Origin of the sequence: Achromobacter sp. MFA1 R4, from assembly GCF_900156745.1 — a bacterium.
Lineage (GTDB): Bacteria > Pseudomonadota > Gammaproteobacteria > Burkholderiales > Burkholderiaceae_B > Achromobacter.
In genome coordinates this window covers 1,180,072-1,194,706 of sequence record NZ_LT707065.1, presented here as the reverse complement: position 1 = coordinate 1,194,706, position 14,635 = coordinate 1,180,072, and the positions used below count along the sequence as shown (strand labels likewise).

Below are 14,635 nucleotides of genomic sequence, written 5' to 3'. Positions count from 1 at the left end.
GGCTATCAGGGTTGGGTGGCTTGGTCGATCACGGCCTGGGCCTGTTCTGGCGTCCAGTCGGGCAGGCCGAGCATCATGCGCGCGCCCACCAGCGGATCGTTCAGGTCGGCGCAGCCTTCTTTCTTGCACGCGTGGGGCGCGCCCTGGCCCAGCGTCAGCAGGGTCAGGGGCAGGCCGCGGCCATCGACGCGCTTCGGGTCCAGCGTGATGTCGCCGGGGACCAGGTACCAGCCTTCCTTCAGCGACTTCTGGCCGGGCAGGCGCATTTCGTACGGCCAGTCGGCGACGGCGTCGTTGTCTTCGTGGTCGTCCACGTGGACCACCATGCGTACCGTGGCCTTGCGGCCGGCCATCAGGCCGCCGTAGCCGGCGCCGGTCAGCGGCTGGTAGCGCACGTCGCGCACCATGCGGCCCAGGATGCCCTGGGGATCGTTCTTGGCCTGCTCGACCAGGTTCTGGTACTGGCGCAGGTTGTCGCGTTCCTTATTGGCCAGGCGCATCTGGGCTTCGCGCTTTTTGCGGGCCAGGATCTCGTCGCGCTTGAACAGGTAGTTCTGCGCATACTGCAGGTTGTAGCGCCATTCGCTCTTGGGCTTGCCGGTGCGCCAGTCGGTGGCGCGGTTGGCGTTGATGGCGTAGAGCAGATGCTCGGTCTGCCCGCCGATGGCGCCTTCCTCGAAGCTGTCCGAGAACACGATTTGCGCGTTGGCGGCGTCGGGGACCGACGTGCGCTCCAGCACGCGCAAGGCGGCGTCCACGGCCACTCGGATGTCGGCGGCGTTGCGGAACGCGTCCGCGCTTTCCGTGACCACATCGATCCGGTTGTAGCGCCAGGATTGCAGCGCGTTGTTGTATGACGCGCGTTCAGCGCGCAGCAGATAGTGCGAGCGGCTTACCGGGTCGCTGTCCATGTGGAACCACAGCGTGCCGTTTTCGCCGACGTGGGCCAGGCGCGCCGCGTTTACGGGCGCCGCAAAGGGAATGCCCGACACCAGCCAGACGTCATCCGTATGCGCGATGCGGGCGCCGTCCGAGCGTTCCAGCCGCAAGCGGCCCTTGCCCGTCGCGTAGCCGTCGGGGCCGCAAGCCAGGCCGTCTGACTTCAGCGTGATGTACTGCGCGCCGTCGCCCAGTTGGAAGGTCGAGATCACCTTGCAGCCGTTCTGGTCCTGCATGACCTTGAGTTGCTGGGTTCCGGCCATCGCGGCGGCGGCCTGCGGGGGCGCCCAACCGTTGACCGCGAACGCGGCTTGCTGCGGAGCAGGGGCCGGGGCCGAAGCAGGGGCTGGAGCCGGAGCCGGGGGAACGGCAACGGGCGCCGCAGGCTGGACGTCGGCGACCGCTGCGGCCGGCACGGGTGCAGGCGACGGCTCGGGTGCGGGCGCCGGCGCGGCTGGGACCGCAGTCATCGCGGAAGCGGCTGGAGCGGCAATCGCGGGCGCCGGTGCTGCGGGCGCGGCCGCTGCGGCCGGCGTGGCGAAGATCGGGGCCGGCGCCGTTGCGGCAGCCGGCGGCGTTGCAGGGGCGGCCGGGGCCGGCGGGATGGGTGCTTGCGGCGCAGCTTGCTCGGCGGCAGGCGTGGCGGCTGTCGCGACCACGGCAGGCGTGGGAACAGCCGGCGCTGCGGCAGTTGGTGCGGCGGCAGTTGGCGATGCGGTAGCAGTTGCCGCGGCAGCCGGTGCTGCGGCAGCCGGTGCTGCGGCAGCCGGGGCAGCCGCAGCCGGGGCCACCGCAGCCGGCGCTGCGGCCATCTGCATCGTCCAGCCGGAGGCCTTGGCGCTGGTGCCTTCGGCGACGCGGGCGCCGGCACTGTTGACGCTGGTCCAGCGCAGGTCGGACGCCTGCGGGCATTGCTTGTTGAGCAGCACCCCGATCTTGGGCAGCAGCCGGCCCAGCGCTGCCGCGTCGGGCGTGCCGCCGTAGACGGCGCGCAGGTTCAGTTGCGGACCGCACCAGGCCGCGCCATTGGCGTGGTCAATGAAAATCTCGATGTTTTCCGCCTTGGAATATGCCAGGCGATACGCCTCGGCGTGCGCCGGCGCACTGCCGACGCTGGCGGCAATTGCCGCGGCCACGCAAACCTTCTTCATCCTTTAAGCCTCGCCCTGTACGCTTTGGTTTACAGTATAACATTGCGTATCATTTAGACATAAATGATACGACTGTAAGAGTCACCGGTTACAAGTAAATTCTTATTTTTAATCAAGAGGTTATTGAATGATGGCGGCGAGCGTTGGTGGCGTTTTGGCAAGGATGGCAAGCAAGCCCGGCACTAGCCGTTCGGTCGGTGCAATAGTCCTGATTTTCGGCGTGGCGGCGCTGTCGGGCTGCGTCAGCACCGGCTCCGGCAAGATGGGGCTGGATTTCGGCGAAGTCCTGGCCCAGGAACAGCAGGTGTTCATGGTCAACGGCGAGCGCGCCGCGCTGCGCCGCTACTACAACGACTCCTACGACATCAAGCTCTATGGTCAGAAGAAAGTCATGGAACTCGACGTCACCGGCAACACGATGATGGTGGCCAACGTCGCCGAGGTGCCGGGCGCCACGCTGATCACCCTGGACGTGCCGCAACCCGGTTGCAGCCACGTCTATCACGTGTACCGGGTATCGGGCACACAGTCCTCGAAGTGGGGGACCGGATATCGCAGTTGCGAAGGCCCGCTGTCCTTCAAGGTGGCCAACGGCCAATGGACCGCCCGCCAGACCGTAAAGCCCGCCGTCGGCAAACCCTACATGCTGGTCTACCAGGACGGCAATCTCTACACGCGTCCGCTTGAAGCCGCCAAGCCCCGCGTGCCGGCCAGGCCGCGCCCGAAAGCGGCGCCGAAGGCCGCGCCGCCCAAGCCCCCCGTGGCCGACGCCGTGAACCTGGACGACGTGGCGGCGCCGGCCGCTGCGGCCAACCTGGATGAGATCGACGCGCCGCCGCCCGGCAAGATCAACACCAGCGGCTTGAAGGCCGACACGTCCAGCGACGTGAAGATGAAGGACGAGAAGTAAGTTCGCCGGCGGCGAAGGCCGCCCGCACTTTCCAGGCCGGCTGCGCGAGCAGCCGGCTTTTTCATTGCCCGATGAATCCAGTGCAGCATGTCGCGGGACTAAGGCAGGAAGGCTGCCGAGTATGGCCAGGCACGCAAATCGGCGGACATGGTGGAAAACCGGCGCCAGACCATCGTGGCGGGCAGACAGCCCGGCCAGCAGGTCCGAGAGGAACGGGCTTGGCGGGAGCCTATTCGGGCCTTGAAAACAAAAGCCCCGGCTCTAGGCCGGGGTGGGTATCAGGTCTTACATGATGGGTCGTAGGCTTGCGCCCATTGGAAGCCATCACCAACCTTGTCGCCATGGTACCGCACTTGCGCCCGCCAGCGTCAACCCCGACCGCTGGCGGGCCGCCACACTGGAGGTTCCTCGACCGTATGCCCCAGACTTTGCAATATCGGCCCGTGCTGATCGACTCGCTCATCAGCAACGAGCGTATCAACAGCTACCAGAGCGTATTCCACCCGGCCAACGACGTGGAACTGATGGGCGTGTACCTCTGGAACGCGCACGTCTGCGGCGCTCTGTTCCCTCTGATTGGCGCGGTGGAAATCACGTTGCGCAACGCCATCGACCAGGCGCTTGTCGCCGATTTGGGGCGCTTCTGGTGGGCGGGCGGCAAGCTGCACTATCGTTCCTTCGCGCCCGGCGTGGATGCGCCGCATCCGGTGCAGGCCGTGCGTGACAACTTCGCCAAGGCGACCCGAAACCATACCGCCGAGCAGCGCCGCCGCCATGAACCTACCTTGACGGCATGGTTTACGGCCGGCGGCGCGGCATTACGCTCGTATGGGAATGGCACCGCGCGCCGTGGCTTGGCCGCATGCGCAGCGCAGTGCCGTCAGGCGCGCATTGCGCAAGACAGGAACAAGGGGCGCGCATCACGACCTTGATATGTCCTGGTTCCGATAGCGGACATTTTTCAAGTCTGTTCGCTTGACCGGGTCTTGGCCTTGATCCGCGGCCCGTCGCAGCGGTCCCGGTATGCCTGCACCGCGCTGGAACCCGACGGCTGAAAATACGGATGCGGATAGGCGGCTTCCCGCAGCGCGCTGTGCAGGCGCAGGCCCCAGACGCACTGCCGCTGCGCCTCGTCCCACAGCCGCGTGGCGTACTCGCGCTGGCCACTGCGCCAAAGCGCCAGGCCGTAGTCAGCCACCATTTCCTGATCGCGCGGCAGATCGCGGTAGGCGTCGCGCATCAGGCGCAGCCCTTCTTCGGTCTGGCCGCGCAGTGCCAGGATCCAGCCCAGCGTGCCCTGGTTGTAAGGACGCGTGCCGTAGCGGTCCAGCGAGCGGCGTGCCTGTTCCTCGGCTTGCGCCAGGTAGTCCGGGAAGTCCGCCAGGTAATAGGCCGTGTTGTTGGCCAGGTCGTCGCCCGTCGGCGCGCGCGCGCCGTCGCGGCGGGATTGCCGGGCCTGCAATGCGTTCGAATCGGCCAGGACCAGTTCCGGCATGCCCAGCAGCTGTTGCACGGCCAGGCGTTCGCGCAGGACATCCGTCTTGACGGGCTTGAGCCATTGGGGAAACGGCCGTTGCCGCGCCTGCATCAGCCAGTGGCGGGCCAGGTCGGGCTGGCCGGCCAACAGCAGCAGGCGGGCCAGGTCCAGCCGCTGCGTCGGGGTCTCGTTACAACGCATCTCGGCGATCCGTTCGCGCGCGCCGTCGGCGTCGTTTTGCGCAAACTTGCGGTTGATGGCGTCGAGCTCGTCAAAGCACGACCGGTCGGCGGTGACCCGTCCTTCGATGGACAGCGAGATCGATCCGGCCGGCACGTCATGGCTGAAGTACGCCGTTGCGCCCTGACGGGTGGTGTAGCCCAGGTCCACCCACTGTTCGCCCCAGCGCACGCGCATGGTCATGATGTAGGGCCAGCCGGCCAGCGGCTCGTCGTCGCCGCTGCGCAGCAGCTGGAAGAAATGGCCCCACGGCCCGTCGCCGATGCGGCGCAGCAGGGTGAAGTCGCCGGCGCGACGGGGCAACGCGGTGCGGATGCGCGCCGTGCGGCCCTGGGCATCGGTCACGCCGTGCAGGATGCCATCGGCGCGGGGCGTGTCGAGGATGGCGTCGTCCTTGCCCGTCAGGAAGACGCGGTACGGCGTGTCGGGCGCCGGGGCTACGCCATCGCGGGTCGGCAGCATCAGCGTCAGGACGTGCTCGGTGGACGGGGCTTGCTCGGCCGCGTCCGGCGTGTGCGGATCGGCCGAGGCGGCGATGGGCGCGGCCTGCGTGGCGGGCAGGAATCCCGCCAGCGCCGCGGCCAGCCAAAGCGCGGGCAAGGTGCGGGGCCCTCGGGGGCGTGGCGGCGCGGGTGGCGCGGCGTGTCGTGCGGCGTGTCGTGCGGGAACCGGTCCGGGGCGATGCTGCGGATGCTTCATGGAACTGCCGATGATGCCGGGCCGCTGCACAGTGCCGCGACGGGCGGGGTGGTTGGGGACGCGCAGGTTCCAGGCCCCGCGCGCCAGTGCGACGCGGATTGTCGCATCAGCCATGGGATCCGGGTGAATCCGCGCGGACCGCGCCGCGCCCGGTGTGGGGCCGAAGGCCCGGCCCGGCTGCGTCCAGGCTGTGGCATGCTCCCGCCACTTCCCTCCCGGTGGCCTTCGCCCAAATCCCGCATGCCCAAGCTCCTCTCGCGTGTCCTGGACCTTGTCCTGCTGTCCTTCGCCGCCGCGCTTTTCGGCGCCTGCCTGACTTCCCTGGTGTCCACCGGCACCTACGGCTGGATGGTCCCCGATGCGCCCTACGTGTACGAACCCCGCGACTTCTATGCACAGGCCGTCCTGGCGGGCCTGGCAGGCATGATGGCGCTGATGCTGGCCGAGCGTTCGGCCAGGCTGCGGCAATCGCCGCCCGGGCGCGCCGTGGCGACCTTTGCCGCCGCGCTCCTCGCCCTGTATCTGGCGCCGCCGTCGCCGCAGGTCTTCGGCAACACCTGGGCGCCCGGCGAGGCGACGCGCGAGCTGTTCCTCGCGCAACTGCACATGGTGCTGCCCATCGCGCTGGCCGTCACCGCGCTGCGGTGGGGGTTGCAGCGGGTTTTGCGCTAGGATTGTCGTCACCCAACCCCGCCTGCCCTGGAGAATCCCCGCATGTCCTCCCTAGACGCCTTCGCCATCACCAAGAAGTGGCCCGCCCGGCATCCCGACCGCATCCAGCTTTATTCGCTGCCCACGCCCAACGGAGTGAAGGCGTCGATCATGCTGGAAGAAACCGGACTGCCCTATGAGCCGCACCGGGTCGGATTCGAATCCAGGGATCAGTTCTCGCCGGAATTCCTGTCGCTCAGCCCGAACAACAAGATTCCGGCCATCCTCGACCCGAACGGGCCGGACGGCAAGCCGCTGGGCCTGTTCGAGTCCGGCGCGATCCTGGTGTATCTGGCCAGCAAGGCCGGCCAGTTCATCCCGGCCGACACGGCGGGGCGCTTCGAGACGCTGCAATGGGTGATGTTCCAGATGGGCGGCATCGGTCCGATGTTCGGCCAACTGGGGTTCTTCCACCGCTTCGCGGGCAAAGAGTACGAGGACAAGCGCCCGCGCGATCGCTACGTGGAAGAGTCCAAGCGCCTGTTGGCGGTGCTGGACCAGCGCCTGCAAGGGCGCGACTGGGTGATGGGCGACCAGTACACCATCGCCGACATCGCGATCTTCCCCTGGGTGCGCAACCTGGTGGGCTTCTACGACGCCGGCGAGCTGGTCGGCTTTCCGCAATTCAAAAACGTCGAGCGCGTGCTGGAGGCGTTTGTCGCGCGCCCGGCGGTCGCCAAGGGACTGACCATCCCGGGCTGATCCATGGAACTGCGCCAGCTCCGTTACTTCGTGCGCGTGGTCGAGGCGGGCAGCATCGGCCGGGCGGCCATGTCGATCGGCATGGTCACCTCGGCGCTCAGCCAGCAGATCAGCCGCCTCGAAGGCGAACTGTCCACCCGCCTCTTGCAGCGCAGCGCCAGCGGCGTGGTGCCCACGGACGCGGGGCTGGCCTTCTTCCGGCAGGCGCAGCTTGCCCTGCGCCACGCCGACGACGCGGTGCAGGCCGCGCAGCAGGCGCGGCTGGCCGGCCACGTCAGCGTCGGCCTGCCCTCCACGACGGCGGCGGTGCTGGGGGCGCCCTTCCTGAAAGCCATGAACGAGCGCTATCCCGACATCCGGCTGCATCTGGTCGAGGCGCTGTCGGGGCACCTGACGGACATGCTCAACGGCCGCCTGCTGGACCTGGCCATCGTGTTCCACGCCGAGTCCGCGCGCCGCTGGAGCGTGATGCCGCTGCTGGACGAGCCGCTGTTTCTCTTTGCCCGGCCCGACATGCCGGGCGTGCCGGCCATGCCGGCCGGCGGTACGACGCGGCTGGAAGCCATCGCGGACCTGCCGCTGGTGCTGCCCAGCGGCCGCCACGGGCTGCGCGCCCTGGTGAACAACGCCTTCCTGCAATTGGGGCGCACGCCCCGCGTCGTGGCCGAGGTCGATGGCCTGTCGCTGCTGATGGACGTGGTGCAGCAGGGCGCCGCCGCCACCATCCAGCCCAGCTCCGCCACCGCGCGCATCGCGCCCGGCCAGTTGCAGATGGCGCGCATCGACGATGCCCATCTGTTCCGCTCCAACCTGCTGGCCAGCCTGTCGGACGAGGAACTGTCCCCCGCGGCGCTGGCCGCCCGGCTGGTCATGGCCGACGTGTCCCGCACCCTGGCCCGCGAGGGCAAATGGGCCGTGGTGACTCTTCACGAATCGTGAACACCCGTTGACGCCTGCCTGATATCGCGGCGGCGCGCCGCTGCGTACAGTCTGCCCCTTGAACTGGGGAAGATGGCATGGTTGACGTCTTGGTGATTGGTGGGGGCAATGCGGCGCTGTGCGCGGCCCTGATGGCGCGGGAAGCCGGCGCCAGCGTCCTGCTGCTGGAAGCGGCGCCGAAGGAATGGCGGGGCGGCAATTCGCAGCACACGCGCAATCTGCGCTGCATGCACGATGCGCCGCAGGATGTGCTGGTCGACGCGTATCCCGAAGAAGAATACTGGCAGGACCTGCTCAAGGTGACGGGCGGGCTGACCAATGAACACCTGGCGCGGCTGGTCATCCGCGAATCGTCCACCTGTCGCGACTGGATGCGCCGCCACGGCGTGAACTTCCAGCCGCCGCTGTCGGGCGCGCTGCACGTGGCGCGCACCAATGCCTTCTTCATGGGCGGCGGCAAGGCGCTGGTCAATGCCTATTACCGCAGCGCCGAGGCCCTGGGCGTGCAGATCCGCTACAACGCGCCGGTCAATGCGCTGGAACTGGACAAGGGCCGCTTCGTGGCCGCGCGCATTGGCGCCGAACGCATCGAGGCCCGCGCCTGTGTGCTGGCCGCGGGCGGCTTCGAGTCCAACCGCGAATGGCTGCGCGAAGCCTGGGGCCAGAACGAGCGCGGCGAATGGCCGGCCGACAACTTCCTGATCCGCGGCACGCGCTTCAACATGGGCGTGCTGCTCAAATTCATGCTGGACGCCGGCGCCGACGGCATCGGCGACCCGTCCCAATCGCATTGCGTGGCCATCGACGCCCGCGCGCCGCTTTACGACGGCGGCATCTGCACCCGCATCGACTGCGTGTCGCTGGGCGTGGTGGTCAATCGCGATGCCGAGCGTTTCTACGACGAGGGCGAGGACTTCTGGCCAAAGCGCTACGCCATCTGGGGCCGCCTGACGGCCATGCAGCCGGGCCAGATTGCCTATTCCATCATCGACGCCAAGGCCGTCGGCCGCTTCATGCCGCCGGTGTTTCCGGGCGTGAAGGCCGACACGCTGGCCGAGCTGGCCGTCAAGCTGGGCCTGGACCCGGCCACCTTCGAGAAGACGATCGGCGACTACAACGCGGCTTGCCGCGTGGGCAAGTTCGACCACACCGCGCTGGACGACTGCCACACCGAAGGCCTGACGCCCGCCAAGACGCACTGGGCCCGTCCCATCGATACCGCGCCGTTCTACGGCTACGCCCTGCGGCCCGGCATCACCTTTACCTACCTGGGCCTGAAGGTGGACGACACCGCCGCGGTCCGTTTCAACGACACGCCCAGCGACAACCTGTTCGTCGCGGGCGAAATGATGGCCGGCAACGTGCTGGGCAAGGGCTATACGGCGGGCGTGGGCATGTCCATCGGCACGGCCTTCGGCCGCATCGCCGGCACCCGCGCCGCCGCGGCGGCGCGCAGCCAGAAACCTGCGGGAGCACAACGTGAAGCAGCTTGAAGCCCTGGCCCGCGAGGCGCAGTCCTTTTCCAGCAGCCAGTCCGGCCCGGCGCCGGCGATGGCCGAGCAGCCGGTGCATTTCCACGCCCGCGGCGCCAAGCCGCTGACGGAAACGCTGACCGACGACGAAACCGAAGTGGCGCGCGTCATGCAGATCTGCAACGCCTGCCGCTATTGCGAAGGGTTCTGCGCGGTGTTTCCCGCCATGACGCGCCGCCTGGAATTCGGCAAGGCCGACCTGAACTACCTGGCCAACCTGTGCCACAACTGCGGCGCCTGTCTGCACGCGTGCCAGTACGCACCGCCGCATGAGTTCGCCGTCAATGTGCCGCAGGCCATGGCCAAGGTGCGCATGCAGACCTATACCGACTACGCCTGGCCGGCCGCGCTGGGCACGCTGTACAAGCGCAACGGCCTGGCGCTGTCGCTCGCCACGGCCGCGGGCCTGGCGCTGTTCCTGGTCCTGGCGGTGGTGATGGCCGGCGGCCTGTTCCACGAGCCGATGGCCGGCAATTTCTACGCCGTGTTCCCGCACAACACGCTGGCGCTGATGTTCGGCGTGGTGTTCGGCTTTTCGATGCTGGCGCTGGCGGTGGGCGTGACGCGCTTCTGGCGCAACGTCAGCCCGGGGGCGGCCTCGGGCGCGGCGGTGGCCGAGGCCGCGCACGATGCGCTGCGCCTGCGCTACCTGGACGGCGGCCACGGCAAGGGGTGCAACAACGCCGATGATGCGTTCACGCTGTGGCGCAGGCGCTTTCACCACTTCACGTTCTACGGTTTCATGCTGTGCTTCGCGGCCACCTGCGTCGCCACGCTGTACCACTATCTGCTGGACCTGCAGGCCCCGTACCCGATCCTGAGCGCGCCGGTGCTGCTGGGCACCGCGGGCGGCATCGGCCTCTTGATCGGTCCGGCCGGATTGCTGTGGCTGAACTTCAAGCGCCATCCGCTGCAGGGCGACGCCGCGCAAAAGCCGATGGACCGGGGCTTCATCGTCCTGCTGTTCCTGACCAGCGCGACCGGACTGGCGCTGCTGGCCGGCCGCGACGGCGGCGCGATGGCGCTGCTGCTGGCGATCCACCTGGGCGTGGTGATGGCGCTATTCCTGACCTTGCCCTACGGCAAGTTCGCGCACGGCATCTACCGGTCGGCCGCGCTCTTGAAGTGGTCCATCGAGAAGCGTCAACCCAACAAGCTGCAGCTCGGTTCGGACTGACCGGACCGGCTTTATCGCCGATATGACGGCGCCCCAGGAAGGCGCCGCAATCGATAACAACCGAGGAGACTTCAATGTTCCGCTCACGACTGCTGGCGCGCGTTGCGCTGGCCGCCTGTATGACGCCGGCGCTGCCGGCGGCGCATGCGCAATCCTTTCCCGCCAAGCCCATCACGCTGGTCGTTCCCCATTCGGCTGGCGGCACGTCCGACATCCTGGCCCGCACGGTGGCCGCGGAAGCCGCCAAGACGCTCGGCCAGACCATCGTCATCGACAACAAGGGCGGCGCCAACGGCACCATTGCCGCCAAGCAGGTGGCATCGAGCGCGCCGGACGGCTACACGCTGCTGCTGGCGACCGCCAGCACGCACGGCATCAACCCGTCGCTGTACTCGCGCATTTCGTACGACGCCGTGAAGGACTTCACGCCGGTCACGCTGCTGGCCACCGTGCCCAACGTGCTTGTCGTCGGCCCCAACGTCAAGGCCGGCAACGTCCAGGAGCTGATCGCCTACATCCGTTCGCAGGGCGACAAGACCAACATGGGCTCGGCCGGCGCCGGCACGCCGGGGCACCTGGCCGGCGAGATGTTCAAGAGCGAGGCCAAGCTGGAATTCACCCATGTGCCTTACAAGGGCGGCAGCCCCGCGATCACGGACCTGATCGGCGGGCAGATCGACTTCATGTTCACCACCATTCCGGGCGTGCTGCCGCACGTGAAGGCGGGCACGCTGCGCGCGCTGGCCGTCACCTCGCCCGAACGCTCGTCGGCCATGCCCGACGTGCCGACCATGGCCGAGTCGGGGCTGCCGGGGTTCCAGGCGGTGTCGTGGCACGGCATCGTGGCGCCCGCCGGCACGCCGGATGCCGTGGTGGCCCAGCTCAACCAGGCCCTGAGCGGCGCGCTGGCCGCGCCCGAGGTCAAGCAGCGCCTGCTGGAAGAGGGCGCGCGCGCGTCCGGGGTGAACACCGCCGCCTACGGCAAGTTCATCCAGACGGAGATCACCGCGTGGGCGAAAGCGGTCAAGGACTCCGGCGCCACCGCGAACTGACGCGGCAATGACGCAATGACGTGACAGACGGCCCTTCGGGGCCGCTTTTCATTGCGCAGGCACGCCCGGCGCCGTCGCCGCGCCATGCTAGGATGCCGCGCATGCTGATCGCCGCCCTGTTGACCTCGCTTGCCCTGGCCTCGGGCACCGTCTCCGATTACGACCTCCCGTGCTTCTATGCGGACAAGCTGGCGGACGGGTCCCTGGAACACGTGGCGCACTGCGCCCGCGCAACGGACGGCGTCGTGGAATTCCGGCCCGCCGTGCTGGCCCGCATGGACTTCGGCGACGATGGCTTGTCGCCCGCCACCGCGAACGGCTCCTGGCACTGGGTGCGTCCCGACGGGCGCGCCGTCGCAGTGGTCACGTTCGACAACGGCGCCGATGATTTCCAGGAGGGCCTCACGCGCGGGCCGTGGGCGGGCGGCATGGCCTATTACGACAAGCAGCTCAACCGCGTGCTGGCCACGCCCTACGACTGGGGGGACCGGTTCGAGGGCGGCATTGCCGCGGTGTGCCAGGGCTGCCGCGTCGAGCGCAGCCCTGACGGGGAGCACAGCTATAGCGTGGGCGGAGAGTGGGGCGCGATCGACCGCAACGGGCGGCTGGTGCTGCCGCTGCGCCAGGATGCGTCGACCTTGCGGGCGGACATGGCGGCGGCGCGGGCGGGCGGGGGCCGCCGCACGGACCCCGCCCGCTGACCGGCGCTGCTTACGCACCGGCGGCCGCCGCCGTCAATACATGTGCTGCCCGCCGTTCATGGCGACGTTGCTGCCCGTCATGAAGCCCGCGGCGTCGCTGCAGATGAAGGCCACCAGCGCGCCGATCTCCTCGGGCTGGCCCAGCCGGCCCAGCGGGATCTGCGGCAGGATCTTTTCCTCCAGGACCTCCGCCGGCACGGCCTGCACCATGCGCGTGGCCAGGTAGCCCGGCGACACGGTGTTCACCGTCACGCCCTTTTTGGCCACTTCCAGCGCCAGCGACTTGGTGAAGCCGTGGATGCCCGCCTTGGACGCGGCGTAGTTGGTCTGCCCGAACGCGCCCTTGCTGCCGTTGACCGACGAGATGTTCACGATGCGGCCCCAGCCCCGGTCCGCCATGGGGCCGCACAGCGGCTGCGTCATGTTGAACATGGAGTCCAGGTTGCTGTGCATGACCTCGGCCCAGTCCTGCGCGGTCATCTTGCGCAGGCTGGCATCGCGCGTGATGCCGGCGTTGTTCACCAGGATGTCGATCTGGCGTCCGTCTTCCGCGAGCCGGCGGGCCAGCGCCTGGCAGGAATCGAAGTCCGCCACGTCGACCTTGTACATGGCGAAAGTGCGGCCGCGGGCGGCTTCCTCCTGGATCCACTCGCGCGTGGCGCTCTCGCTGGAATGGTAGGTGACGATGACGTCATGGCCGGCGTCGTGCAGGGCCACGGCGATGGCGCGGCCCAGGCACCCGGCCCCGCCCGTGATGAGGGCCGTGCGTTTAGCCGTCATGGCGGGCCCCCGGCTGGTTGGCGTCCTGCATGGCGGCGCAGGCGGCCTCCATCTGGTTGGACATGACCGACCACATCTGGGTCAGCGGCGATTTGTCGATGGCCGCGCTGTTGGCGTTCTTGAACCACTCGCGCATTGCCTCGCCCAGGCCCGCGGCCAGGGCGGCCTGTTCCTGCAGCATCACGTGGGTGATGGCCTGGCTGGCTTCGAGCTGGCTCTGCCAGCGCTTGCGGGTGAGTTCGCCCAGCGCGGGCGCGAGGTCCTGCCAGTTGTCGGCGGGCGTCAGGGGGGCGAAGGCGGCGAGATACTGGCTGGTGCCGTCGCCCGCGAGCCGCTGGCCCAGTTCGAGCCAGCGCTGCTGGCTGTCCTGGGCAAGCTGGGTCAGGCGCTGGCAATAGGCCACATTGGCGCCGGCGAGTCCTTGAGGCAGGGAGGCAGTTGTTTTCTTCATCATCCGTCCTTTTATAAGCGTGGTAAGGGGAAACGAATACACACGGGCCTCATGCCATCTGGCTGAGGGTCTTGCGAAAGCGCGCCAGGGATAACGCAAACAGGACTGTGCCGATCAGCGCCAGCGCCAGGAAGGGCTGCCATACGACGCTTATGCCCGCGCCGCGATAGAGAATGGCCTGGCCGAGTTCGACGAAGTGCGTCGTCGGCGCGGCCAGCATGATGTGCTGCACGAACTGGGGCATGCTCTCGCGTGGCGTGGTGCCCCCGGACAGCATCTGCAGGGGCAGCAGCACCAGTACGAGCAACATGCCGAACTGAGGCATGCTGCGTGCGAGCGTGGCCATGAAAATGCCCATCGAGGTCGTGGCGAACAGGTGCAGCGCCACGCCGGCCAAAAACAGCGCCACCGAGCCCTCGATGGGCACGTGCAGCAGGCCTCGCACCACGAACGTCAACGATAGCCCAGCGCAGGCCAGTACCACCAGTCCCATCGACCAGACCTTGGCGACCATGATCTCGGTGGGCGTCACCGGCATGACCAGCAGGTGCTCGATGGTGCCGTGCTCGCGCTCGCGGATCAGGGCCGCGCCGGTCAGGATGATGGACAGCATCGTCACGTTGTTGATGATCTCCATCAGCGCGCCGAACCAGGATTGGGTCAGGTTCGGGTTGAACCGCATGCGCACCGCCAGCTCCACCGGCAGCGCCGACGACGCGCGATAGCGCCGCGCGAACTCGTTGATCTCGTCCGTGACGATCTGCTGGATGTAGCTGCTGCCGGTAAAGGCCTGGCTCATCCGGGTGGCGTCCACGTTCAGCTGGATCTGCGCGGGCCTGCCCGCCAGCACGTCGCGCTGGAAATTGGGCGGGATGTTGAGGGAAAACGTATGGCGGCCCGCGTCCATGCCCGCATCGGCCTGCGCCGAGGTGACCATCTGCGGCGGCGTGAAGTGGGGCGGGTAGAAGGCCGAGACGATGCGGGCGGACAGTGGCGAGTGGTCCTCGTCCACCACCGCGATGGGAGCGTTGTGCAGCGTTTCCGGGACCGCCGTGGCCGCGGTATAGATCATCAGCGTGAACGACACGGCGATCAGGATCAGCATCATCGGGTCGCGCGCCAGGCTCCACAGCTCCTTGATTCCCAGGCGGTAGATGTTGGCGAGGCGCCGCAT

At 68.3% G+C, this 14,635-nt stretch carries 14 protein-coding genes; 9 read left to right on the top strand and 5 right to left on the bottom strand.

The window, feature by feature from the left end; genetic code table 11:
• Nucleotides 1–5 precede the first annotated feature (5 nt).
• Nucleotides 6–2,090 (bottom strand): hypothetical protein, encoded by a 2,085-nt coding sequence (locus tag BXA00_RS28715; RefSeq protein ID WP_156902742.1) that lies wholly within the window; start codon nucleotides 2,088–2,090, stop codon nucleotides 6–8.
• 163 nt (nucleotides 2,091–2,253) lie between these two features.
• Here BXA00_RS28715 and BXA00_RS05395 point away from each other — a divergent pair, with 163 nt between their 5' ends.
• Nucleotides 2,254–3,000 (top strand): hypothetical protein, encoded by a 747-nt coding sequence (locus BXA00_RS05395; protein WP_156902741.1) that lies wholly within the window; start codon nucleotides 2,254–2,256, stop codon nucleotides 2,998–3,000.
• Between the two features lie 416 nt (nucleotides 3,001–3,416).
• Complete coding sequence (locus tag BXA00_RS05390) at nucleotides 3,417–3,932, top strand: hypothetical protein (RefSeq protein WP_231952209.1); 516 nt, start codon at nucleotides 3,417–3,419, stop codon at nucleotides 3,930–3,932.
• 29 nt (nucleotides 3,933–3,961) lie between these two features.
• Here the strand turns inward: BXA00_RS05390 and BXA00_RS05385 are convergent, their stop codons facing one another.
• Complete coding sequence (locus tag BXA00_RS05385; RefSeq protein ID WP_197685562.1) at nucleotides 3,962–5,530, bottom strand: tetratricopeptide repeat protein; 1,569 nt, start codon at nucleotides 5,528–5,530, stop codon at nucleotides 3,962–3,964.
• 126 nt (nucleotides 5,531–5,656) lie between these two features.
• On the opposite strand from BXA00_RS05385, the gene BXA00_RS05380 reads away from it, so the two are divergent.
• From BXA00_RS05380 to BXA00_RS05350, 7 genes are all read left to right on the top strand, one after another.
• The gene (locus BXA00_RS05380) at nucleotides 5,657–6,088 is read left to right on the top strand and encodes a hypothetical protein (RefSeq protein ID WP_076516886.1); all 432 of its coding nucleotides are present in this window, start codon (nucleotides 5,657–5,659) and stop codon (nucleotides 6,086–6,088) included.
• Nucleotides 6,089–6,130: 42 nt separating this feature from the next.
• Nucleotides 6,131–6,829 carry a glutathione binding-like protein gene (locus BXA00_RS05375; RefSeq protein ID WP_076516885.1) on the top strand — a complete coding sequence of 233 codons (699 nt, stop codon included), beginning with the start codon at nucleotides 6,131–6,133 and terminating at the stop codon, nucleotides 6,827–6,829.
• Between the two features lie 3 nt (nucleotides 6,830–6,832).
• A complete protein-coding gene (locus BXA00_RS05370; RefSeq protein WP_076516883.1) occupies nucleotides 6,833–7,768 on the top strand; it encodes a LysR substrate-binding domain-containing protein in 936 nt (311 codons plus the stop codon).
• A 77-nt stretch (nucleotides 7,769–7,845) separates the two neighbouring features.
• Nucleotides 7,846–9,261 carry an FAD-dependent tricarballylate dehydrogenase TcuA gene (gene tcuA, locus BXA00_RS05365; RefSeq protein ID WP_076516882.1) on the top strand — a complete coding sequence of 472 codons (1,416 nt, stop codon included), beginning with the start codon at nucleotides 7,846–7,848 and terminating at the stop codon, nucleotides 9,259–9,261.
• Nucleotides 9,248–10,477, top strand: a complete 1,230-nt coding sequence (gene tcuB, locus BXA00_RS05360) for a tricarballylate utilization 4Fe-4S protein TcuB (protein ID WP_076516880.1) — start codon at nucleotides 9,248–9,250, stop codon at nucleotides 10,475–10,477. The genes tcuA and tcuB overlap by 14 nt, the downstream gene beginning before the upstream one ends.
• A gap of 74 nt (nucleotides 10,478–10,551) precedes the next feature.
• Nucleotides 10,552–11,529 carry a tripartite tricarboxylate transporter substrate binding protein gene (locus tag BXA00_RS05355; protein WP_076516879.1) on the top strand — a complete coding sequence of 326 codons (978 nt, stop codon included), beginning with the start codon at nucleotides 10,552–10,554 and terminating at the stop codon, nucleotides 11,527–11,529.
• Between the two features lie 101 nt (nucleotides 11,530–11,630).
• Nucleotides 11,631–12,230, top strand: coding sequence for a hypothetical protein (locus BXA00_RS05350; RefSeq protein ID WP_076521807.1), 600 nt, complete (start codon nucleotides 11,631–11,633; stop codon nucleotides 12,228–12,230).
• A 33-nt stretch (nucleotides 12,231–12,263) separates the two neighbouring features.
• Here BXA00_RS05350 and phbB read toward each other — a convergent pair whose 3' ends face one another.
• The 3 genes from phbB to BXA00_RS05335 are packed head-to-tail and all read right to left on the bottom strand — an operon-like array spanning nucleotide 12,264 to nucleotide 14,635.
• The gene (gene phbB / locus BXA00_RS05345) at nucleotides 12,264–13,010 is read right to left on the bottom strand and encodes an acetoacetyl-CoA reductase (protein WP_076516877.1); all 747 of its coding nucleotides are present in this window, start codon (nucleotides 13,008–13,010) and stop codon (nucleotides 12,264–12,266) included.
• Nucleotides 13,000–13,461, bottom strand: a complete 462-nt coding sequence (locus tag BXA00_RS05340) for a hypothetical protein (protein WP_076521806.1) — start codon at nucleotides 13,459–13,461, stop codon at nucleotides 13,000–13,002. Before BXA00_RS05340 ends, phbB begins: the two co-directional genes overlap by 11 nt.
• 49 nt (nucleotides 13,462–13,510) lie before the next feature.
• Nucleotides 13,511–14,635, bottom strand: a complete 1,125-nt coding sequence (locus BXA00_RS05335; RefSeq protein WP_076516875.1) for an ABC transporter permease — start codon at nucleotides 14,633–14,635, stop codon at nucleotides 13,511–13,513.